Genomic DNA, 21,176 nt, shown 5'->3' with positions numbered 1-21,176 from the left:
ACGGCAAGGAGTGAGAAATGAACGTTGTCCGAGCGGCGGCCGCGGGGCTGCTGGGCGCCGCGATGACGGCCGCGGGCCCGGTCATGGCCGTCCGGGGGTGGAAGGCCCGCGCCGATATCCAGGCGGAACTGCGCGAGCAGTCGATCAGCTTCCCCGGCAAGGGGCTGCCCGCCGAACTCGCCGCCCACGAGGGCAAGCCCGTCCTGACCGGCCCGCAGGCCCGGGCGTACGCCCAGGTGATCGGGCACAACGTGCTGACGGCCACGGGCGGCCGGACGTACGCGGAGGTCAGCGCCGAACTGCTCGCCGCCGGCGGCGACGACGAGAAACTGGCCGCGCTGCGGCAGACGGCCTTCACCGGCCAGATGCTGCGGGCCTCGCTGCTGAACGCCTACCAGGCCTGGCAGCTCAGCACCCTGGTCACCGGCCTGGGCGCGCTGCTGACCGTCACCGGCGCCGCCCTGCTGGCGACGAGCACCACGCTCTCCGCCGCCGAGTAACGAGCCCGGAACGGTGAACCCATGCGAACCGGCACTTCCGTCACCGCACGAGCACCCATCCCACAGCTGGAGGACTGTGTGCTGTCCATCGCCGATCACTTCACCGAAGCGTTCCACGCCGAGCATCGCGAGGTCAGGGATCTGCTGCTCGCGCTGATCGACGCCTTCAAGAGCGGCGACTCGGCGCGGGTCAGAGAACTGGTGGAGACGCTTTCGGAGGCCATCGGGCCGCACTTCCGCTACGAGGAGGAGGCCGTGTACCCGGGGCTGCTGCCCATCTTCGGCAGACATCACGTGGACAAGCTGCTCAGCGACCACGACGACACGATCCGGGGCATCCGCGAGCTCGCCGAACTGGCGGAGCTGGTGATGCTCAACGACCTGGAGGAGATCGGCGCGGACCAGGCCGCGTGGGGGATCGAGCTGGTGCGCGAGATCCTGCCGCACGTGAGCGACTGCGACGGCCTGTCGATCATGGTGGAGACGCTGCCGGAGGACGACGTCGTGCACATCCTGGCCACCCGCGACGCGGCCAGGGAGACGACCACCGATCTGCTGACCTGGGCGCGTACGATGCGGGCGCGTCGTGTCTGAGGCCGCGCCCCCCGTCCTGATCCAGGGCGGCATGGGCGTCGCGGTGTCCGGGTGGCGGCTGGCGCGGGCCGTCGCCCGGACCGGGCAGCTCGGCGTGGTGTCGGGCACCGCGCTGGACATCACCCTGGCCCGCCGGCTGCAGCGCGGCGATCCCGGCGGGCACCTGCGCCGGGCGCTGGCCCGCTTCCCGGTGCCCGAGATCGCCGAGCGGGTGCTGGGCCGCTACTTCGTGCCCGGCGGGACGGAGCCCGGGCAGCCGTACCGGCCGGTGCCCCGGCTCGGGCTGCGGCCCAATCACGCCCGCGACGAGCTGATCGCGGTCGCCAACTTCGCCGAGGTCTTCCTCGCCCGGGAAGGGCACGACGGCCTGATCGGCGTCAACTACCTGGAGAAGGTCCAGCTGGCCACGCCGGCCGCCGTCTACGGGGCGATGCTGGCCGGCGCCGACTACGTGCTGATGGGCGCCGGCATCCCGGCGGAGATCCCGCACCTGCTCGACGAGTTCGCCGCGCACCGCCCGGCCGAGATCACGGTCACCGTGGCCGGCGCCGACGACACGCGGCACACGATCGGCCTCGACCCGGCCGCGCTGTCGCCCCGCCCCGCCGAGCCGCTGCGGCGGCCGAAGCTGCTGGCGATCGTCTCCTCGCACGTGCTGGCCGCCTACCTGGCCCGATCCCCGCAGACGCGGCCCGACGGGTTCGTCGTGGAGACGCCGGTGGCCGGTGGGCACAGCGCGCCGCCGCGCGGCCGCCTGCGACTGGACGAGGCCGGCGAACCTCTGTACGGCCCGCGCGACGAGGTCGACACCGGCAAGGTCGCGGAGCTCGGGTTACCGTTCTGGCTGGCCGGCGGTTACGGCACGCCCGGCGGGCTGGCCCGCGCGCTGGCCGTGGGGGCCACCGGCATCCAGGTCGGCTCGGCGTTCGCGCTGTGCCGCGAATCCGGGTTCGACGACGGGCTCAGGCGCCGCCTGCTGCGCGAGGCCGCCGCCGGGACCCTGGAGGTCCGCAACGACCCGCGCGCCTCGCCGACCGGCTTCCCGTTCAAGGTCGCGCAGGTGCCCGGGACCCTGTCCGAGCCCGGCGTCCACGAGCGGCGGCCCCGGCTGTGCGACCTGGGCTACCTGCGCACCCCGTACGTCAAGCCCGGCGGCGCGATCGGCTACCGCTGCCCCGCCGAACCCGTCGACACCTACGTACGCAAGGGCGGGTCCGCCGAGGAGGCCGCGGGCCGCCAGTGCCTGTGCAACGGCCTGACCGCCGCCATCGGCCTGGGCCAGCACCGCGGCGACGGCTACCGGGAGCCCGCCCTGCTCACCCTGGGCCAGGAGACCTCCTTCCTCGACGGGCTGCCGGAGAACCACTCGGCCGCCGACGTCGTGCACCGCATCCTGCTGGGAGCACCCGCATGACCGACACCCCGCACCACACCCGGCCGCTTCGCCGGGTCCGGCGCGACGTCGCCGCCGGCCCGTTCATCGTGATCTGGGAGGCCACCCGGGCGTGCCCACTGGCCTGCCTGCACTGCCGCGCCGAAGCCGTACCCGACCGGCACCCGCTGGAGCTGACCACCGACGAGGCGTACCGGCTCATCGACCAGGTGGCGGCCTTCGGCTCACCCGCCCCGCTGTTCGTGATCACCGGCGGCGACCCCTTCGAGCGGCCCGACCTGTTCGACCTGGTACGGTACGGCCGCGCCCAGGGCCTGGCCCCGGCCGTGTCGCCGTCGGCCACCCCGGCGCTCACCTCAGGCAACCTCGCCCGGCTGCGCGAGGCGGGGGCCGCGGCCGTCTCGCTCAGCCTCGACGGAGCGAGCGCTCCCGTCCACGACGCCTTCCGCGGCTACGACGGCGTGTTCACCCACACGCTGCGGGCCTGGCGGGCGGCCCGCGAAGCCGGGCTCAAGGTGCAGATCAACACCACGGTGACCGGCCACAACCTCTCCGACCTGCCGGGCATCGCCCGCCTGGTCCGCGATGAGGGCGCGCTGCTGTGGAGCGTCTTCTTCCTCGTGCCCACCGGCAGGGGGCGCGCCCTGCCGGAGCTGAGCCCGGCACAGGTCGAGGACGTGCTGCACTTCGTCCACGACCTCGGCACGACGATCCCGGTCAAGACCACCGAGGCGCACCACTTCCGCCGGGTCGCCGTGCAGCGGCTCATCCTGGCCGAACGCGGCGTGGACCACGCCGACGCGCTCGCGCTCGGCCCGCTCTACCGGACGCTGCGCCGGCGGGCCGAGCGGGACGGGCTGATCGAGGAGCGGCGGGTCCGCCGCCCGCCCGTCGACGTCAACGCCGGACGCGGCTTCGTGTTCGTCTCCCACACCGGGACCGTGCACCCGTCCGGCTTCCTGCCGGTGGGAGCCGGCAGTGTGCGCGAGCGGCCGCTGACCGACATCTACCGGTCCGCGCCGCTGTTCACCGGGTTGCGCGACCCCGATCGGCTGGGCGGGCGATGCGGGGCGTGCGAGTTCCGGACGATCTGCGGCGGCTCCCGATCGCGCGCCTACGCCTGCGGCGGTGACGTCTTCGGCGAGGAACCCTGGTGCGCCTACCAGCCGGGGAGCTTCCCCTACCAGCGAGAACTCGCCCCCCATGTGTGACATCTCCCTCGCCTGAAAAGGCGAGGGACCCGGGGCTCGATCGACACCTGTATCCACGCGGAGCCATCTTGTGGATCCGGAGCCTTCAGCCCAGGTGAAGATCCGTACGCCGTACAGGCATTAGAAGCGGTAGTGCTGGACGGCGGTGCCCTTGCGCGAGATGGAGGTGCTCCAGGCGGTCAGGAAGCCGGCCAGGCGGGTCGTCCACGGGTAGTCGGCGGCCTCGGGCTCGCGGGCCAGGAAGATCTCGCGCACCAGCTTCAGGCGAGGCTCCAGGCGCTCGATGTCCTGTGGGGTGTCGAAGCCGGGAGACCTCAGGAAGGGGGCGACGGATTGGGTGCCGGCGTACTTCCTGGCCGCCCACACGTGGAACCTCGTGTAGCCGTTGAAGCAGATCTCGCCTGTGGGGAAGTGTCGGATGAGGCGGTCGAGGAGGGTGGCCAGCTCTTCCTTGGACAGGAACCCGATCAGGCCGTCGGCGACGATCACGGCGGGACGGCCGGTGGGGACCTCGTTGAGCCACCGGGGGTCGTTGAGGTCTGAGCCGATGGTGTGGGCGTGGGGGCGCTCGGGGAGCAGCAGTCGCCTGGCCTTGGCCGCGCCGGGCAGGTCGACGTCGTACCACTCGACGGTGGCGGGCGGGTCGACGCGGTAGACACGGGTGTCGAGTCCGGCGCCCAGGTCGAGCCCGACCGCGTCGGGATTTTCGGCGATGAACCGCCGCACGATGTTGTCCATGACCAGGGAGCGGTGCGCGATGCCCACGATGGGGCTGGCGGAGAGCTTGAACCGCCCGGCGTCGTAGTCGAGCTTCCTGACGATGTCATAGGCCGTCTTGTCGCGCAGGATCGGGTGCTCGGCCTGGTAGTCGAGCGCCTTGCCCGCCAGGGTGAGCCAGAGCGTGTTCTCCAGCGGCGTGAGATCGGGGAGGGTGATGGCCATCGTGTCAGTCCCTTTTCTGTGGTGACTCGTCCAGCGCGGCCCGGGCCGCCTTCAGTGCGGCATCGTCGGTGAACAGCCCGTGGGTGTAGAGCTCCAGCGTGGGCAGCGCGAGGCGGCGTAGCACGTCGGGGCCGAACCGCTCGTGGCCCAGCGCCCGCGCCAGGGGCGGCGGCATGGTCAGCGTGGCCACGCTGTTGAGCACGCTCAGCACCGCCAGCGCCCGCACGTCCGAGGATGGCCGCATCGAGCCGTCGGCGATCCCGGCCCGCAGGATCTCCTCGGACTCGTCCACCAGCGTGTTGACGAACGTGGCCGCGGCGGGCGTGTCCTCCTCGATCGCGCGCAGCATGTACTGCACCTGGAGGCGGTACTCCTCCGGGTTGGACAGATATTCGCGAAAGAGGTCCTGCATGCCGCCCGGGCGGGCGTTGTCGGCCCGCTGGACCAAGATGCGCAGGACGTGGTCATCGCAGACGCTCCGGAGCTTTTCCTTGCTGCCGAAGTGATGGATGACCAGGCCGGGGCTCACTCGCGCGGTCGCCGCGATGGCGCGCAGGTTGGCCTTCTGGAAGCCGTCCCGGGCGAAGTGCGCGATGGCCGCGTTGCGGATCTTGGCCTGGGCGGTCAGATCCGGGGACGCTGAACACATGTTCAAGATATTAAACACTTGTTCAATGGCTGGCAAGTCGTACGCGGGAGCGGCCGTACAGCCGACCCGAGCGGTGCATGAGATGCCCGGCGCCGGCCGGCCCGCCCCTGGCCGCTTCCGGCGGACTCACCCCGGTCGTCTCCGATGAGGCCGCCCGTCTCCGGCCGGATGTGACCGGCGTCTCGTGCCGGTGCACCGCCCTCCCGGAACGGACCGGAGGTCATCCGGAACAGGGACCTTGGTCAATACCCCGCGCCGGGCCCCTCCGCTGGGATGTACCAGGAAGCACGCTTCGGTGCGTGATGACAGTTATGAGGAAGGATGATGATGTCCGACAAGAAGGACCCGGCCGTCGTCAGCGGCAGACCCGCGCTCATGCTCGGCTTCGCGACCCTCGGATTCGCGTTGAACTTCTGGGCCTGGGCGCTGCTCAGCCCGCTGGGGCCGCGGTTCAAGGACCTGCTCGACCTGTCGTCCTCCCAGCAGGCCCTGCTGGTCGCCGTCCCAGTGATCGTCGGCTCGCTGGGCCGTATCCCCGTCGGCGCGCTCACCGACCGCTTCGGCGGCCGGGTGATGTTCCCGCTGATCTCGGCCGCCAGCATCGTGCCCGTCCTGTTCATCGGGCTGGCCGGGCAGAGCTCGCTGCCGATGCTGCTGGTCGGCGGCTTCTTCCTGGGCATCGCCGGAACGGTGTTCGCGGTGGGCGTGCCGTTCGTCAACGCCTGGTTCCCGCCGCACCGCCGTGGCCTGGCCATCGGCATCTTCGGCGCCGGCATGGGCGGCACCGCGATCAGCGCCCTGACCACGGTCAAGCTCGTCAAGTTCGGCGGCTCGGCCACCCCCTTCCTCATCACCGCGGCCGCGCTGGCGCTCTACGCCGTCGCCGCCTGGCTGGTCATGCGCGACGCCCCGGGCCGCACCGTCGCGGCGCAGCCGCTGCTGGGACGGCTCGCGGCCACCGCCAAGCTGCCGATCACCTGGCAGGCCTGCGTCCTGTACGCCGTGACGTTCGGCGGCTACGTCGCCTTCTCCGTCTACCTGCCCGCCTACCTGCAGACCGGCTACGGGCTGGAGCAGGCCGACGCCGCCAACCGCATGGCAGGATTCGTGCTCCTCGCGGTCGTGATGCGGCCGATCGGCGGCTGGCTGTCCGACAAGATCGGCTCGATCCCCGTTCTGGTCGGCGTGCTCGCCGTGGTCGCCGCCGGGGCGGCGGTCCAGGCCCTCACGCCCGGCCTGATGCCGGTGGGCACGATCGCCTTCCTGACCATGGCCGCCGCGCTGGGCGCGGGCAGCGGTGCCACCTTCGCGCTCGTCGCGCAGGCCGCGCCGGCCGACAAGGTCGGCGCGGTCACCGGGCTGGTCGGCGCCGCGGGAGGGCTGGGCGGATTCGTGCCGCCACTGCTGATGGGCTTCATCTACGGTGAACTCGGCTCCTACGGGCTCGGCCTGGGACTGCTGGCCCTGGTCTCGGGGCTGACCGTGGTGCTGACGATGACCGTGGTCCGCCTGACGGCCTCGCGGCGCCGCACCGCGTCGGCGTAGCCGTTCGGGTACGGCGCACACGGCCTGCTCCGGGAGCGCGCGATGACGTGGTGGCCGGTGGCCCGACTCCTGCACGTGCTGTTCGCGGCGCTGTGGGTCGGCGGGCAGCTCACGGTGCCGCTGGTGGTGCCGCCCCCGGCCCGCCGGTCCCGCGCGTGCCCCGCCGTCCCGTGTCCGAGGTTCTCGACCGGTGGGAGGACCGCCGTGTGTGAGCCGGTGCGACTCACGCTCCTCCGGAGCGGGGTGGGCGTCCGGGCAGGGCGTTCAGACGGTGTTCGACGGATGCGCGAACACGCTGACGCGCTCCGGTCACGATAGGGAGATGCCCGAATGCCGACCTACATCCAGATAGAGCAGCGCCGGCCGCCCGACCCGCCACCGCCGCCACGCCCCCGCGCGTCGTGGCACCTGCGGGCGAACGCGATCGTCGTCGGCTGGCTGAGCCTGACCCCGGTGGTGGCGCTGGCGGGCGACATGCTCCCGGCACCGCGCTGGCTGCTGATCCACGTGTTCCTGCTGGGCGCGGTCAGCACCGCCGTCCTCATCTGGAGCGAGCACTTCACCGTGGCGCTGACGCGCGTCCGCTCCCCGTCGCAGCGCGACAGCCTGACCAGGCTCGCCCTGCTCAACGCGGCGACGGTGGCGGTGCTGGCCGGGATGTCGGTGGGACCGTGGCAGCTGGCCGCCGCCGGTGCGGCGCTGGTGGTGGGGACGATCCTGTGGCACGGGGCGGTCCTCGCCCTGCTCGTCCGGCAGGCGCTGCCCGGCCGGTTCGGGCACGTCATCGGCTGGTACGTCTCCGCCGCCGCGGCACTGGCCGTCGGCGGCGCCCTGGGCGGGTTGCTGGCCGCCGACGTCGGGCACGGCGCGGTCCATGAGCGGCTGCGCGCCGCGCATGCCGAGGTGAACGTGTTCGGCTGGATCGGCCTGACCGTGCTCGGCACGCTGTTCACGCTGTGGCCGACGGTCCTGCGGACCCGCATGTCGGAGGTGACCCGGAAGGCGTCGCGCGTGGGGCTGTGGCTGGCCGCGCCGGGTCTGACGGTGGCGGTCGCCGGGCTGTTGACGGACCGGCGGTGGGCGGCTCTGGCGGGGCTGGCGGTGTACGCGGCCGGAGCGCTGGCGGTGCTCGCGCCGCTGGCCGACGCGCTACGGCGCAGACGGCCGCGCACCGGCGCGGCATGGACGCTGGGAGCGGCGATCATCTGGTTCGAGGTGGCGCTGGCCGCCGATCTGGTGGTCGTGGCCACCCGCCCGGCGCACGAGGTCGCCGCGGCACTGGACCCGCTGCGACCGCTGGTGCTGGTCGGGTTCGTCGCCCAGGTGCTGCTGGGCTCGTTGCTGCACCTGCTGCCCGCGGTGCTGGGCGGCGGGCCGGCCCGGTTCAAGCGGAACGCGGCGCTGCTGGAGCGCGGCTGGACGGTCCGGCTGGCGGCGCTCAACCTGGGGCTGCCGTTGCTGCTGCTACCACTGCCGCGGCCGGTGACGTCGCTGGGCTGGGCGCTGGTACTGGGCTCGGTGCTGGCCTTCATCATCCTGGCCGTGACCGCCCTGACCCGAGCCCGCCCGGCCGGTACCCGGCCCGCGGCCGCCGCGGAGGGGCCGCCGGGGCGGACGACCCGGCGAAGGGCGGCGGGACGTGGCGGCGATCGCTGCCGGTCACCGCCGGGGCCGTCGTCGGCTGCCTGCTGACGGCCGCCGCGATCGTCGTCGCCACGACCGGCGGATCGGGACCGGCGACGGTGACCGCGACCGGTTCCCGTACGGTCGAGGTGACGCTGTCCGGGATGAGGATCCGACCCTCCGTGATCGAGGCGCCCGTGGGGACCGTGCTGACGCTGCGCGTCACCAACGCCGACGCGCAACGGCACGACCTGCGCCTGGCGACCGGTGAACGCACCCCGATGCTGGCCCCGGGCCAGAGCGTCACGCTGAAGACGGCGCCGCTGGGCGAGCCGGTGGACGGCTGGTGCACGGTGGCCGGGCACCGCGCGGCGGGCATGACCATGCGCCTCGTCCCGACCGGCACGGTCACGGCGTCCCGGCCCCAGCCGGGCACCGGTCACGACGGGCACGGCACGACCGCCGGCGAACCCGCCCGGCTGGACCTGGCCGCGCCCATGTCACCGGGCTGGAAACCGTACGACGCGACGCTCAGGCCCGCTCCCGGCGGCACGGAGCACCACGTCGAGATCCGCGCCGACGACACACTCGTCCAGGAGGTCGCACCCGGGGTGCGGCAACGCGTGTGGACCTTCAACGGGACCATGCCGGGGCCGGTGCTGCGCGGCGAAGTCGGCGACGTGTTCGTCGTGACGTTCGTCAACGGCGCGACGATGGGCCACGGCATCGACTTCCACGCCGGCGCGACCGCGCCGGACGGGCCGATGCGCACGATCCAGCCGGGCGAGCGGCTGACCTACCGCTTCCGCGCCGACTTCGCCGGCGCGTGGCTCTATCACTGCTCGACCATGCCGATGACCCAGCACATCGCCAACGGCATGTACGGCGCCGTCATCATCGACCCGCCGGACCTGCCGAAGGTGGACCGCGAGTACCTCCTGGTCCAGGGCGAGCTGTATCTCGGCGATCCGGGCGGACAGCCCCAGGTCGCCAAGATCCGGCAGGGTGATCCCGACGGGTGGATGTTCAACGGCACCGCCGCCGGCTACGACCACGCCCCGCTGCGGGCCGAAGCCGGAGAGCGGGTACGCATCTGGGCCGTCGCCGCCGGCCCGAACTCGGGCACCGCACTGCACGTGGTGGGGGTGCCGTTCGACACCGTCTACCAGGAAGGCGCCTACCGGCTCCGCGCCAAGGACCCGGGCGGCGCGCAGGTGCTCGGCCTGGCCCCCGCGCAAGGCGGCTTCGTCGAGCTCGTCTTCCCGGAGAAGGGCACCTATCCGGTGGTGGACCACACGATGCGCCAGGCCGAGGCAGGCGCCCACGGCCTGTTCGAAGTGACGGGACGGTGAACCCTCCGCACGGGTCGCGGGCGCACTCAGGCGCCGTCCCGTCCGGCGCCGTCCCGAGGGTCGTCCTCGACGCGGGCGAGGAAGAAGTCCCGGACGTCCTCGGCGAGCAGCTCCGGCACCTCCATCGCGGCGAAGTGGCCGCCGCGCTCGAACTCCGACCAGTGCCTGATGTCGTACAGCCGCTCGGCCAGCGGTCGCACCGGCTGCGTGATGTCGTGCGCGAACACCGCCACGCCGACCGGTACCGGGCACGGCTCGGTCCGCCGCGGGGCATCGCGGTGCAGCCGCGCCGAGGAGGCCGCGGTGGCGGTCAGCCAGTACAGGGAGACGTCGGTGAGCATCCGCTCGTCGCTGATCGGCGAGCGAGGATCCGTCCACTGCGCGAACCGCTCGGCGATCCAGGCCAGCTGGCCGACCGGCGAGTCGGTCAGCGCGTAGCCGATGGTCTGCGGGGTCGTGGCCTGCAACGCCTGGTACGGCGGGCGGTTCGCCATCAGCTTCCTGATCTTGTCCAGCCGGGCCTCATCCGTTTCGGACAGTTCGATGCCGGCGTCCGGGACCGGGCGGGTCGGCAGGTAGTTGACGTGCACCCCGACGACCTGATCGGGGGCCACCGCGCCGAGCGCCATCGAGATGCCGGAGCCGAAGTCGCCGCCCTGCGCGCCGTAGCGCTCGTATCCGAGACGGCGCATCAGCTCGGCCCAGGCGCGGGCGACCCGGACGATGTCCCAGCCGCGTTCGTGGGTCGGCCCGGAGAATCCGTACCCCGGGATGGACGGGATCACCAGGTGGAAGTCGCGCGACAGCGGCTCGATCACGTCGAGGAACTCCAGGAACGATCCGGGCCAGCCGTGGGTGAGGATCAGCGCGAGCGCGTCCGGCTTCGGGCACCGGACGTGGACGAAGTGGATGTTCTGCCCTTCGATCTCGGTGGTGAAGTGCGGAAGCCCGTTGAGTTCGGCCTCGTGCTCGCGCCAGTCGTAGCCGGTGCGCCAGTGTTCGGCCAGTTCCCTGAGCCGCGCCAGCGGGAAGCCGTAGTCCCACCCGGCGTCGGCGACCTCGTCGGGCCAGCGGGTGCGGGAGAGCCGGTCGGCCAGGTCGTCGAGGTCCGCCTGGGGGATGTCGATGCGGAACGGCTTGATCATGGTTTCACTCCGGGGGTTCACTCGACGCCTGATGGCCGGAGGGCATCCGTGACCATGGCGCCCATTTCGTTGGCCGCAACAATGTTGGCATGGCCAACTGTACATGGATTCATTGGCAACGCCAACGATGTGTGGTGGCCGGCGTGAGCGCGGATGTAAGCCCATTCGTCGAGGAGGGCGCGGTTCGTCGTCCCGGTCCCCACCGTCCACGCCCGACCCGGCCCGAGCGCTCCGGCCGCAGGAAAAGACGCTCAGCGGCTGAATCCGATCAATGACCAGACGGCCGGCCTCGGCGGGAATGATCCACGTGCTGGGCCGCAAGTTCCGGCCCGCCTGATCACGAACTGTGGCGGTCCGATCCGGCCGCCGTACGCTTCGTGACCCCGGCGCATCCGATGACGATGAGGAAGCCTGAGAGGGGAAGCCCCATCTCTTGGGGTCAGCTTGTGCCGCGTGGGATCAGCTGCAGTCGCAGCGCCACTTCGCGGACGGTTCCGGGCCGGTCGAGCCGTTGCATGAGAAGTTCCATCGCGGCACGGCCGGACTCCTCCAGGGGCTGGCGCACGGTGGTGAGATCAAGGGCCTCGGCCAGCTCGCTGTCATCGAAACCGACCACCGCCAGATCACCGGGTACGGCGAGGCCGAGGTCATGTGCGGCCCGCAGTGTTCCCGCCGCGAGCGTGTCGTCGGCGGCGAAGACGGCGGAGGGACGGTCCGGCGTCGAAAGCAGTTCCTTCGCGGCGGCGCAGGTCGGCGCGAGCCCGTGTCCGGTCAGCCGCACATTGCCGTCGGCGAGGATGTGGCCGGCTTCGGTCAGGGCCGCCCGATAGCCCGCATGATGCCGCATGGCGCGTTTCGGCGGCCGAGAGCGCATCGACGGAAGGAAGAGGAGCATGAGCCGTTCGTACGTGGTGACGGGAGGGGGCCGTGGCATCGGCAAGGCGGTGGTCGAGCATCTCCTCGGTGACGCCGGCGCCGTGGTCGCCATCGAGCGCGACCCGGCGGAACTGGCGTGGATGGACGGCCATCCCGCCCGCGCACGCCTGATCGGTGTGACCGGTGACGCCGCCGATGAGACCGTGGCGGGGCGAGCCGCCGATCTCGCGCAGGCCGCGGGCCCCCTCGCCGGCTGGGTCAACAACGCCGCCGTGTTCCAGGACGCCTCCGTCCACTCCGCCACGACCGAACAGGTGCTGGATCTCATCGCGGCCAACCTCAACGCCGCCGTCGTCGGGTGCGCCACTGCGATCCGCCGCTTTCTCGCGGCGGGCACGCCGGGGGCGATCGTCAACCTCTCCTCACACCAGGCGCGCCGGGCGGTCCCCGGCTGCCTGCCGTACGTGACGGCCAAGGCGGCCATCGAGGGGATGACCCGGGCGCTCGCGGTCGAGTACGGGCCGCACGGCATCCGCGTCAACGCCGTGGCGCCGGGCTCGGTGGACACCGAGCGCTACGCGGAGTTCCTCGACTCCCAGGAGCCCGCGGCCGCGGCCCGCATCGAGCGGGAGATGGCGCTGCTGCACCCGCTGGGCCGGGTGGCGCGGTCCCGAGAGGTCGCGGCTGCGATCGCCTATCTGCTGTCCGACGACGCCGGCTTCGTCACCGGCGCGACCGTGCCCGTCGACGGCGGACGGTCGGTGCTCGCACAGGATCCCGAGTCATAGGAGGTTACGTCGATGAGCGGAGGGCGGCGGCGAGGTCGTCGAGGTACGCGGAGACCGGGCCCAGGCTGAGCACGCCGCTGCCCGCCCCGGCCAGCTCCGCCGCCGCGGGAACGAGCGCGGCCCGGGCACGCTCCATCGCCTCCCGGTCGCCGACGGCGATCGCCGCACGCGCCACCAGGCACCACAGGGCCTCCTGCAGCAGGTCGCCGGGCGGGTCCGGGACCGCGCGCAGCGCCGCCGCCTCGTCGTGGCGACCCCGGTCCAGCAGCACCAGGGGCAGGACCCACGGCTCGTACGGTCCCCAGTCGGTGTGCCCGCCGATCCCCAGCGGCAGGTCCCGGCGCACCCGCAGGCACAGCAGCGCCAGCGGCGGCAGGCCGCGCTCCAGCCCCGGCATGCCGGTGCCGTCCGGCCGCGCGGCGGCGTAGGCCTCCTCCACCTCCGCCTGCGGCGCGCGGCCGGCCTCGGCGAGCCGCATCGCCCGGTACAACCGGGTGAACACCCCCGCCAGCGGCAGCTCGTTGCGCCCGGCCAGCAGGTCGGCCGCCTCCGCGTGGCGGTCGGCCGCCGGGAAGTCGCCGAGCGCGCCGCGGGCCTGCAGGCGGATGAGATGCCCGAGCACCTCGAAGGTGACCAGGCCGTGCCGGGCGGACAGGGCGACCAGCTCGGCGCCGATCCCGTCGCGGCGCGCGGCCAGGCCAGCCCGGTGGAAGGTCTGCATGAACACGCCGTTGAGGGCGAACGCCAGCAGCGCGGGGTCGTCCAGGTCGCGGGCGAGCCGCTCGGCCTGCTGGGCCGCCTTAAGCCCGCGCGCCGTACGGCTGCCGCGCGACTCCACGGCGATCGTGGCCAGCAGCCGCGCCCGCGCCGCCTCGTGCCCGCCGGGCGGGAGGGCGGCCAGGGCGCGCTCGGCCGCCGCGAGCACCCGCGCGGCCTGCTTCGGATCGTCGACCCGGGTCCAGATCGCCGGGACGTCGTAGGCGCCGATCACGCGGGCGGTCAGCTCGGCGTCGCCCAGCTCCTCGGCCGCCGCGACGGCCGCCACCCGGTGCCGCCGCGACTCCTCCAGGCCGCCCGCGCCGGTCACCGCGAGGTTGCGCAGCAGGCCCACCGTCGACTCCAGTCGCGCCCGGGCGCCGGAGGCCACGGCGCGGTCGTAGGCCGCGGTCGCCCGCGCCCACACCCGGGCCGCGCCGGCCGCCGCGGAGTCGGGGTCGAGGTGGCGGGCCTGACCGAGGATGTCCGCCTCCAGGCGGCGCAGCCGCGGCCCCGGGTCCACCCCGAGCTGTTCGACCAGGAGCGTCCGCGCCCGGCGCAGCACCGCCAGGGCGTCACCCTGGCGGCCGGTGCGGTACAGCGCGAGGGCCAGCAGGCGCCAGGCGTCCTCACGCCAGGGATGCCCGGCCACGTGCGCGTCCAGGTCCGGCACCGCCTCGGCCGCCAGACCCAGGGCCAGCCGGGCCTCGGCCCGGCGCTCGACCGCGTGCAGCCGCAGCTCCGTCAGGCGGGAGCGCTCCGCGCGGGCCCAGTCCTCGTCGGCGAACTCGGCGTAGGCGGGTCCACGCCACCGGTCCAGCGCCTCCTCCAGCCGCGTCAGCGCCTCGGCGGGAGGCAGCGTCGCGGCGGCGGCCACCGAATCCTCGAAGCACCAGGCGTCCACCGCGCCGGGCTCGGCGCGCAGCGCGTACCCCGGCCCCTCGGTGACCAGCAGGCGGGCCGGGGCCCGGGGCGGGCGCTCCGGCTCCAGGGCGCGGCGCAGCGCGGCCACGAAGGTGCGCACCGTGCCTATCGCGTCGGGGGAGGGGTCCTCCCACAGGTCCTCCACCAGGCGGGTGACCGGGACGACGCGGCGGCGGGCGACGATCAGCCGGGCCAGCACCGCGCGGTGCCGCGGCCCCCTGAGCGCGATCGCGTCCCCGGCGCCGTCCCAGGCCGCCACCGGCCCCAGCACCCCGAACGTGACCCGCATCCCCCGACCGTCCTCTCCGGGCGTCCGGCCGTCCTTCCCCGGCTTCCTTTCTCCGGCATCGCCCCCGGTCAAGCTACCCGCTCGGGCCATGGTGCCCGGACCGGCGGGCGCCCGGCCGTACGGCGTCCGGTCCGGCGGGAACCCGGCCGCACGGGGTTCGGCTCGGCGGGCATCCCGGTCCGGGGTGCCCGCCGGACGCCCGGCTCGGGGTGTCCGGCGCGTGCTCATCGGATGCTCATCGGCGCCCGGCAGGCTGAGGACGTCCCACCCGAGAAGACAACCAGGAGCGAGACCATGCCGCCTGTCATCACCGGATTCGACTACCGGCGCGTCCCCGTCGCCGAGGGGGTGTCGCTGAACGTCGCCGTCGCCGGTTCGGGCAGCCCGATCGTGCTGCTGCACGGCTTCCCGCAGACGCACCTGATGTGGCGGCATGTCGCCGCCGACCTCGCGGCCGACCACACCGTCATCTGCCCCGACCTGCGCGGTTACGGCGCCAGCGACAAACCCGCCGAGACCGGCCCGGACGTCTACGCCAAGCGCACCATGGCCGCCGACGTCGTCGCCCTGGCCCGCGCGCTGGGACACGAGCGCTTCGCGCTGGCCGGGCACGACCGCGGCGCCCTGGTCGCCTTCCGCGCCGGGCTCGACCACCCCGAGACGATCACCCACCTGGCCTGCCTGGACGTGCTGCCGACCCTGGACATGTGGGAGGCGATGCACGGCGTGACCGCCGCCGTCGGCTTCCACCTCTACCTGATGGCCCAGCCGCCCGGCCTGCCGGAGCGGATGATCGCCGCGAGCGCCGACGCCTTCTTCGGCCACTTCCTCGACGTCTGGACGGGCGACCCGGGGGCCGTGCCCGCCGACGTCCGCGCCGCCTACCTGGACGCCTGCCGCGACGCGGTGCCCTCGATCGTCGCCGACTACCGCGCCTCGGCCGGCGTCGACGTCGAGCACGACCGGGCCGACCGGGAGGCCGGGAACCGACTGCGGATGCCGGTGACCGTGCTCCAGCAGGACTGGGGCGCCGCCCTCGGCTACGACGCCGCCGCGCTGTGGGGCGCCTGGGCGTCCGACCTGCGGCACGCCACCGTCGCCCACGGCCACTTCATGGCCGAGGAGGCGCCCGCCGAGGTCGCCGCGGCCCTGCGGGACCTGCTCACCCGCTGAAAGCGGCGCGGCCCCGCCGTACGGCAGGCCGGCCGGAGCGGCGGGGACGCCGTTCTGAGAACGGCGTCCGATCACCGCCAGCGGCCCGGGGACGGATCTCCGCATAGTGGGGGACGACCTGATCGGACAGAACTCGCAAAGGACTCTTCGGTGCACAAGCCCCTCGACCTGAAGGTGATGTACTTCGGCACGCCCGTGGTGCTCATCGGTTCCCGCAACGAGGACGGCACCACCAACCTCGCGCCGATGTCCTCGGCGTGGTGGCTGGGGGAGTGCTGCATGCTGGGCCTGGGCAACAGCGCGCAGACGACGGCGAACCTGCTGCGCGAGCGCGAGTGCGTGCTCAACCTGCCCTCCTCGGCGATGGTCGACGCCGTCGACCGGCTCGCGCTGACCACCGGGACGCGGGTGGTCCCGCCGCACAAGGCACGGCAGGGCTACCGGTACGAGCCGGACAAGTTCGCCGTCGCGGGGCTGACCGAACAGCCCGCGGACCTGGTACGGGCGCCCCGGGTGGCCGAGTGCCCGATCCAGCTGGAGTGCCGGGTCATCGGGGTCCACCCGTTCGGCGTCCCCGAGCCGCACGCCACCGCCTTCCAGGTCGAGGTCGTGCGGGTCCACGTCGAGGAGGAGCTCATCATCCCGGGGACGAATCACATCGACCCGGTCGGTTGGGACCCGCTCATCATGAAGTTCTGCGAGTTCTTCGGCGGCGGGGACAACATCCATCCCTCCCGGCTCGCCGCGGGCTGGGAGATGCCCCACGACCTCCGGCTCACGGGCGTGACCGTGTAGGGCGGCCGGCACGAGCTGTGCCACGCCTCGGAAGGGGCCCTTGTTCTCGGGACTCCGGGTGGTGGGGGCTCCGAGAACAAGGGCAAAGTCGGCTCAGGGTTGGGTGTCGAGCCACTCCTGGAAGGTGGGTCCGGCGAGCGTGGCGTGCGGGCCGGGCAGGAACGCGCCGGCGGCGGCGAGCTCGGCATCGGGCATGCCGGACCCGTCGACGCCGACGATCTTGATGCCCCGGCGGGCGCCGAGGAGCCGGGCCGCCTCGGCCATGCTCTCCTTGCGAGGTCCGGCGATCTCGGGGATCGGTGTTCCCGGGGCGGCGGGGGCGGTGGGGTCGGTGGCCAGGCCGACCAGTTCCTCGGCCACGGTGCGGCAGGCCACGAGCTGGGTGGGCAGCTCCGGGAGGTAGGCGACGTCGCCCTGCTGCCAGTCCAGGAGCTGTCCGACGAACTCGTGGAACTGCGCGGCCCGCAGGATGCGGACGGGGATCGGACCGGACAGGAGGGCTTCCTCGTGCACCTTCTTGGCGGCGAGGAAACCGGCGGTGGCCTTGTCCGCGCCGATGATGGACGCCATGGCGATCTGGGCGACCCCCGCCTTCCGGCCGTACTCGTGCAGGTTGCGGGCCGACGTACGGAAGAACTCCGTCGCGGCGTCCTGGTCGGAGGAGTGCCAGGAGGCGACGTCGATGACGACCTCGGCCCCGGTGAGGGCCTCGGCGAGACCCTGACCGGTGATGATGTCCACGCCGGTGGCGCGGGACATCGGCACGACCCGGTGCCCCCTCTCGGTCAGGACGTCGACGACGTGGCGGCCCAGCCGCCCGGTCGCTCCGGCCACCGCGAACGTGGTGATGCTCATGTGGTGTGCCTTTCTCACTCGCTGTAGTTCCGGCCGGGGGGCATGCCGGGGATCGGCTTGGCGATGAGAGCGGCGGGGGTGAAGAAGCCGATGTGGGCGATCGCCATGATGAGCGACCACATCGCCCTGTCGTCGTAGAGCGCAGACGCCCTGGCGTACAGCTCGTCGGGGACGCGTTCCCCGGACGGGTTCGGGGTGAGGACCGCCTCCACGAGCTCCAGCGCGATCCGTTCGGCGTCGGTGAAGCAGGTGGCGTCCCGCCAGGTGGCCACGGCGGTGATGCGCTCCTCCGATTCCCCCAGCTTGCGGAGGCCGGCGGTCTCCCTGATGGTGAAGTACGTGCTGCCGAGGATCTGTCCGGCGCGCAGCTGCAGCAGGCTGATGGTCGTCGGGGGGATCACACCGTTCCGGAGGGCCTTGTGCAGGCCCTCGCCGACCACCGCCATCTCGGGGAGGAAGGGGAGTGGATCGGGCATGCGCGACCGGCGGCCGGTCGTCGTGGGCGTGGACATGGGGGAGGCTTCCCTTCTCGTTCTCAACTCGTCGTGGTGCCGTGCGAATCGTTCGCGCGGCGTCCTGACGACCACGAGACGCCGGAGCCCCTGTCCCTGTAACAGCACGGCCATGTGACATAGGCCACCCGCCGTAGGTGTTACGAAGCGGTGGGGACCGGCGTCTTGTGCGTGTGGCGGCGCTGAGAACGAACAGGCGGGAGCGGGACATGACCGAGCGGAGCGAACGAGGCGCGGACCCGGCCGAGCCGCCTGGCCGCGCCGGCCACGTCGACCCCGCCACCCAGGCGTTCGTCGCCCACCGCAACCTGCTGTTCACCGTCGCCTACGAGATGCTCGGCTCGGCCGCCGACGCCGAGGACGTCCTGCAGGAGACCTGGCTGCGCTGGGCGGACGTCGACCTCGGCACCGTGCGGGAGGAGCGCGCCTACCTGGTGCGGATCGTCACCCGGCAGGCGCTGGACCGGCTGCGCGCGCTCGGCCGGCGCAGGGAGTCCTACGTCGGGCCGTGGCTGCCCGAGCCGTTGCTGACCGCGCCCGACGTGGCCGAGGACGTCGAGCTGGCCGAGAGCGTCTCGATGGCGATGCTGCTGGTGCTGGAGACGCTGCAGCCGACCGAGCGGGCTGTGTTCGTGCTGCGCGAGGTGTTCGGCCTGGACTACGACGAGATCGCCGAGGCCGTCGGCAGGAGCCCGTCCGCGGTACGCCAGATCGCCTACCGGGCGCGGGCACACGTCGCCGCGCGCCGGCCGCGCGGCACCGCCTCCCCGGCCGAGACCCGAGCCGCGCTCCAGGCGTTCCAGCGGGCGGTCGAAACCGGCGAGTTGCAGGGCCTGCTCGACGTCCTCGCCCCCGACGTCGTCGCCCTGAGCGACGGCGGCGGGATCAGGCACGCCCTGCTGCGGCCCGTCGTGGGGATCGACAACGTGGCTCGCCTGCTGGCCGTCGGCTGGTGGACACGCGACGCGGAACGGTCGGTCGAGCCGGTTCAGATCAACGGCGGCCCCGGGCTGCTCGTAAGGGTCGACGGGGAGATCGACGGAGTGGTGGCGGTGCGCGTGGAGAACGGCTACGTCACCGGCGCCTACCACGTGCGCAATCCCGAGAAGCTGTCGCGTGTGGAGCGGGAGACCGCCGTCACCCGCTGAGCTCGGCGGGACCGGCGGCGCCGGCGAACCTCACGTGCCGGACGCCGACCCGGCGGCGGGCCGGCCGGGGGCCGGACGGCGAAGAGGTTGGGCCTTCCCGGCGGTCGGGCGGCGGGTTATCAAGGGCCCAGGGGCGCACCCGCGCCGTCCACGCTCACGACCACCGCCCCGCCGCGGATGGAGGACGTCATGCTCCGGTTGTGGAAGGCGATCACCCGCACGCTCTGTGCCGCCGTCCTGGTCGCGGCCGGGCTCGCCGTGCCCGCCGTGCCCGCCGTGTCCGCCGCGGACGGCGCGGCCGACCTGCCCCGCTGGGCGTGGGCCGTCGTCAGGGGCGGCTCCACCCCGACCGTCTCCTACCAGTTCGGCACGTGGACCTCCGGGCTCAAAGCCGACGCCACCACCGGGGACCCCGGCCAGGTGCTCGTGAGGTTCCCGCAGTTCGGCTTGGCGGCCGGGGGAGTGGCCCACGTCACGGCGATCTCCTCCTCTCCCGACTGGTGCCAGGTCCAGGATCAGTGGCCGTCGGGTGACGACCTGATCGTGGCGGTGCAGTGCCACCGGTACGGCGTGGGCCCGGTGGCCGCCCCGTGGTTCTCCGTGACCTTCAGCTACAGCGGCAAGTACATACACCCGATACCGTCCCAGTCGCTGGGATACGTGCGCTGGAACGGCTCCGCCGTGGCCACGCAGTTCAACTCCTCCGCGCCGACCGCCGTGAACACCGTGACGCCGGGGACGTCCCCGGGTCTGTGGCGGGTCGCCCTGCCGGGGCTAGGTTCGACGGGCCTGGCCGGGAGCATCCAGGTCACCGCGGTCGACCCGGCCGTTCCGGCGCGCTGCAAGCTGGGCGGCTGGAGCGCGACGACGGCCGCGCAGAACATCGTGGTGCGCTGCCACGACGCCGCCGGCGCCCCGCTGAACACCGGGTGGAACCTGACCTACCATCGGGCGAACGCCGTCGTCTGGGCGCCCGTCGCGCCGTACACGGCGTTCGCCTACACCTTCGACAACGCCCCCGACACCGTGAGCCCCTACCTGCCGACGCCGTACCCGGTCAGCTACAACTCGGTGCCCGGGAGCATAGACCTCAGAGGGGCCGGGTCCGGCCTGAGGCGGGTCTCCTTCAGCAGCGTCAACGTGGAATACGGCTACCCGGGCAACGTCCAGGTCACCGCGTTCGGCTACGGCGCGGAGTTCTGCAACCTGTACGGCAACTGGACGGAGGCATCCGCCACGGGGCTCGTGTCCATCACGCACGCCTGCTACGACGGTGCGACCCGGGTCGCCCATCCGGCGACGGTCACCTACGTGGCCCGGGACCGTTAGCCGGGCGTCCGTCACGCCCCGGGGCGTGACGGGCCGGACTCGGGCGGGGCAGGTTCAGGCGGTCCCGGCGACCTCAAGGAGGATCTTCAGCAGGTCGTCGGGCGCGTCCCGCATGAGGTTGTGCCGGGCGGAGAGCGCGTGCGTCGTCCACGACGGGTCCTCACGCAGCCGCCGGTAGACGGTGGTGAACGGCGACTCTCCGTCCCATTCGGTGGCGTACACGTAGTCCCTGCGCCGGAACCGCGCGAGGTCGCCGGTCAGCCGGATCGGCTGGAGCAGCGAGGCGAGGGGGTGCGGCGTAGCGCGCGGGTCGAAGAACGGCAGCGGCCGTGTCGCGTACCCGGTCTCCGTCACGTCCAGGTACCACTCGCGCTCCCGGCCGGGGACGAGGTCCCAGCAGGAATCGCCGTCCCCGGGCACGACGGCGTCCAGGTACACCAGGGAGTCCACCCGGTCCGGGACGCGGTCCGCCGCCCCGGTGATGACCATGCCGCCGTAGCTGTGGCCGACCAGCACCGCGTCGCGGATCTCCTCGGCCTCCAGTACGGCGGTCACGTCCAGGATGTGCGTCTCCAGATTCACCCCGGCGTTCAGCAGGTGGCCGCGCTCGCCGACCCCGGTCAGCGTCAGCGGGTACACCTCGTGGCCGTCCCGGCGCAGCCGGTCGGTGAGGGGCCGGTAGCTCCAGCCGCCGTGACACATGCCGGGGACGAGGACGAAGGTCGCCAAGGTCGTGCTCCTTGAATCGGTCGATCGGCTCGGGAACCGGCGCGGGTC

Annotated in this window: 20 protein-coding genes; 12 read left to right on the top strand and 8 right to left on the bottom strand. The window is 73.1% G+C overall.

All coding sequences use genetic code 11. From position 1 onward, the window contains the following. Positions 1 to 17: 17 nt before the first annotated feature. From ACQP10_RS18465 to ACQP10_RS18450, 4 genes are read left to right on the top strand one after another with little or no spacing between them, the layout of a single operon-like run. Positions 18 to 500, top strand: coding sequence for a hypothetical protein (locus tag ACQP10_RS18465; RefSeq protein ID WP_433541805.1), 483 nt, complete (start codon positions 18 to 20; stop codon positions 498 to 500). 21 nt (positions 501 to 521) lie between these two features. After that, a complete protein-coding gene (locus ACQP10_RS18460) occupies positions 522 to 1,094 on the top strand; it encodes a hemerythrin domain-containing protein (protein WP_346021495.1) in 573 nt (190 codons plus the stop codon). Further along, a complete protein-coding gene (locus ACQP10_RS18455; protein WP_399500765.1) occupies positions 1,087 to 2,508 on the top strand; it encodes a nitronate monooxygenase in 1,422 nt (473 codons plus the stop codon). The genes ACQP10_RS18460 and ACQP10_RS18455 overlap by 8 nt, the downstream gene beginning before the upstream one ends. Continuing rightward, positions 2,505 to 3,698, top strand: a complete 1,194-nt coding sequence (locus ACQP10_RS18450; protein WP_399500764.1) for a TIGR04053 family radical SAM/SPASM domain-containing protein — start codon at positions 2,505 to 2,507, stop codon at positions 3,696 to 3,698. Before ACQP10_RS18455 ends, ACQP10_RS18450 begins: the two co-directional genes overlap by 4 nt. Before the next feature lie 120 nt (positions 3,699 to 3,818). Here ACQP10_RS18450 and ACQP10_RS18445 read toward each other — a convergent pair whose 3' ends face one another. Next, a complete protein-coding gene (locus ACQP10_RS18445) occupies positions 3,819 to 4,640 on the bottom strand; it encodes a class I SAM-dependent methyltransferase (protein ID WP_346021498.1) in 822 nt (273 codons plus the stop codon). Positions 4,641 to 4,644: 4 nt separating this feature from the next. After that, the gene (locus ACQP10_RS18440) at positions 4,645 to 5,289 is read right to left on the bottom strand and encodes a TetR/AcrR family transcriptional regulator (RefSeq protein ID WP_346021499.1); all 645 of its coding nucleotides are present in this window, start codon (positions 5,287 to 5,289) and stop codon (positions 4,645 to 4,647) included. Positions 5,290 to 5,616: 327 nt separating this feature from the next. On the opposite strand from ACQP10_RS18440, the gene ACQP10_RS18435 reads away from it, so the two are divergent. From ACQP10_RS18435 to ACQP10_RS18425, 3 genes are all read left to right on the top strand, one after another. Continuing rightward, complete coding sequence (locus ACQP10_RS18435; protein WP_433541804.1) at positions 5,617 to 6,834, top strand: MFS transporter; 1,218 nt, start codon at positions 5,617 to 5,619, stop codon at positions 6,832 to 6,834. Positions 6,835 to 7,164: 330 nt separating this feature from the next. Further along, on the top strand, positions 7,165 to 8,526 hold the full coding sequence (locus ACQP10_RS18430; protein ID WP_433541803.1) for a hypothetical protein: 1,362 nt from the start codon (positions 7,165 to 7,167) through the stop codon (positions 8,524 to 8,526). Between the two features lie 50 nt (positions 8,527 to 8,576). Continuing rightward, positions 8,577 to 9,809, top strand: a complete 1,233-nt coding sequence (locus tag ACQP10_RS18425; protein WP_433541802.1) for a multicopper oxidase domain-containing protein — start codon at positions 8,577 to 8,579, stop codon at positions 9,807 to 9,809. Positions 9,810 to 9,835: 26 nt separating this feature from the next. Here ACQP10_RS18425 and ACQP10_RS18420 read toward each other — a convergent pair whose 3' ends face one another. Further along, complete coding sequence (locus ACQP10_RS18420; protein WP_399500761.1) at positions 9,836 to 10,954, bottom strand: epoxide hydrolase family protein; 1,119 nt, start codon at positions 10,952 to 10,954, stop codon at positions 9,836 to 9,838. 439 nt (positions 10,955 to 11,393) lie between these two features. Further along, positions 11,394 to 11,849, bottom strand: coding sequence for a substrate-binding domain-containing protein (locus ACQP10_RS18415; protein ID WP_433541801.1), 456 nt, complete (start codon positions 11,847 to 11,849; stop codon positions 11,394 to 11,396). Here ACQP10_RS18415 and ACQP10_RS18410 point away from each other — a divergent pair. Further along, positions 11,848 to 12,618, top strand: coding sequence for an SDR family NAD(P)-dependent oxidoreductase (locus tag ACQP10_RS18410; RefSeq protein WP_433541800.1), 771 nt, complete (start codon positions 11,848 to 11,850; stop codon positions 12,616 to 12,618). The two genes, ACQP10_RS18415 and ACQP10_RS18410, sit on opposite strands and share 2 nt — an antisense overlap. 4 nt (positions 12,619 to 12,622) lie before the next feature. On the opposite strand, the gene ACQP10_RS18405 is transcribed toward ACQP10_RS18410, so the two are convergent. Then, positions 12,623 to 14,587, bottom strand: coding sequence for a BTAD domain-containing putative transcriptional regulator (locus tag ACQP10_RS18405; protein WP_433541799.1), 1,965 nt, complete (start codon positions 14,585 to 14,587; stop codon positions 12,623 to 12,625). A 294-nt stretch (positions 14,588 to 14,881) separates the two neighbouring features. On the opposite strand from ACQP10_RS18405, the gene ACQP10_RS18400 reads away from it, so the two are divergent. Continuing rightward, positions 14,882 to 15,760 carry an alpha/beta hydrolase gene (locus ACQP10_RS18400; protein WP_346021504.1) on the top strand — a complete coding sequence of 293 codons (879 nt, stop codon included), beginning with the start codon at positions 14,882 to 14,884 and terminating at the stop codon, positions 15,758 to 15,760. Positions 15,761 to 15,910: 150 nt separating this feature from the next. Further along, positions 15,911 to 16,555, top strand: a complete 645-nt coding sequence (locus ACQP10_RS18395) for a flavin reductase family protein (RefSeq protein ID WP_433541798.1) — start codon at positions 15,911 to 15,913, stop codon at positions 16,553 to 16,555. Between the two features lie 93 nt (positions 16,556 to 16,648). On the opposite strand, the gene ACQP10_RS18390 is transcribed toward ACQP10_RS18395, so the two are convergent. After that, the gene (locus ACQP10_RS18390; RefSeq protein ID WP_346021506.1) at positions 16,649 to 17,410 is read right to left on the bottom strand and encodes an SDR family oxidoreductase; all 762 of its coding nucleotides are present in this window, start codon (positions 17,408 to 17,410) and stop codon (positions 16,649 to 16,651) included. A gap of 14 nt (positions 17,411 to 17,424) precedes the next feature. Continuing rightward, positions 17,425 to 17,922, bottom strand: coding sequence for a carboxymuconolactone decarboxylase family protein (locus tag ACQP10_RS18385; protein ID WP_433541797.1), 498 nt, complete (start codon positions 17,920 to 17,922; stop codon positions 17,425 to 17,427). Positions 17,923 to 18,131: 209 nt separating this feature from the next. On the opposite strand from ACQP10_RS18385, the gene ACQP10_RS18380 reads away from it, so the two are divergent. Beyond that, a complete protein-coding gene (locus ACQP10_RS18380) occupies positions 18,132 to 19,070 on the top strand; it encodes an RNA polymerase sigma-70 factor (protein WP_433541796.1) in 939 nt (312 codons plus the stop codon). Between the two features lie 189 nt (positions 19,071 to 19,259). After that, positions 19,260 to 20,399: a hypothetical protein gene (locus ACQP10_RS18375; protein WP_433541795.1), complete on the top strand. Its 1,140-nt coding sequence runs from the start codon at positions 19,260 to 19,262 to the stop codon at positions 20,397 to 20,399. Positions 20,400 to 20,453: 54 nt separating this feature from the next. On the opposite strand, the gene ACQP10_RS18370 is transcribed toward ACQP10_RS18375, so the two are convergent. Then, positions 20,454 to 21,128 (bottom strand): alpha/beta fold hydrolase, encoded by a 675-nt coding sequence (locus tag ACQP10_RS18370; protein ID WP_346021510.1) that lies wholly within the window; start codon positions 21,126 to 21,128, stop codon positions 20,454 to 20,456. Between the last annotated feature and the right edge of the window lie 48 nt (positions 21,129 to 21,176).

This window comes from Streptosporangium sandarakinum (genome assembly GCF_050942225.1).
Lineage (GTDB): Bacteria > Actinomycetota > Actinomycetes > Streptosporangiales > Streptosporangiaceae > Streptosporangium > Streptosporangium nondiastaticum.
Note: the sequence above shows the minus strand (reverse complement) of the source record. Positions and strands in the feature narration are given on the sequence as shown.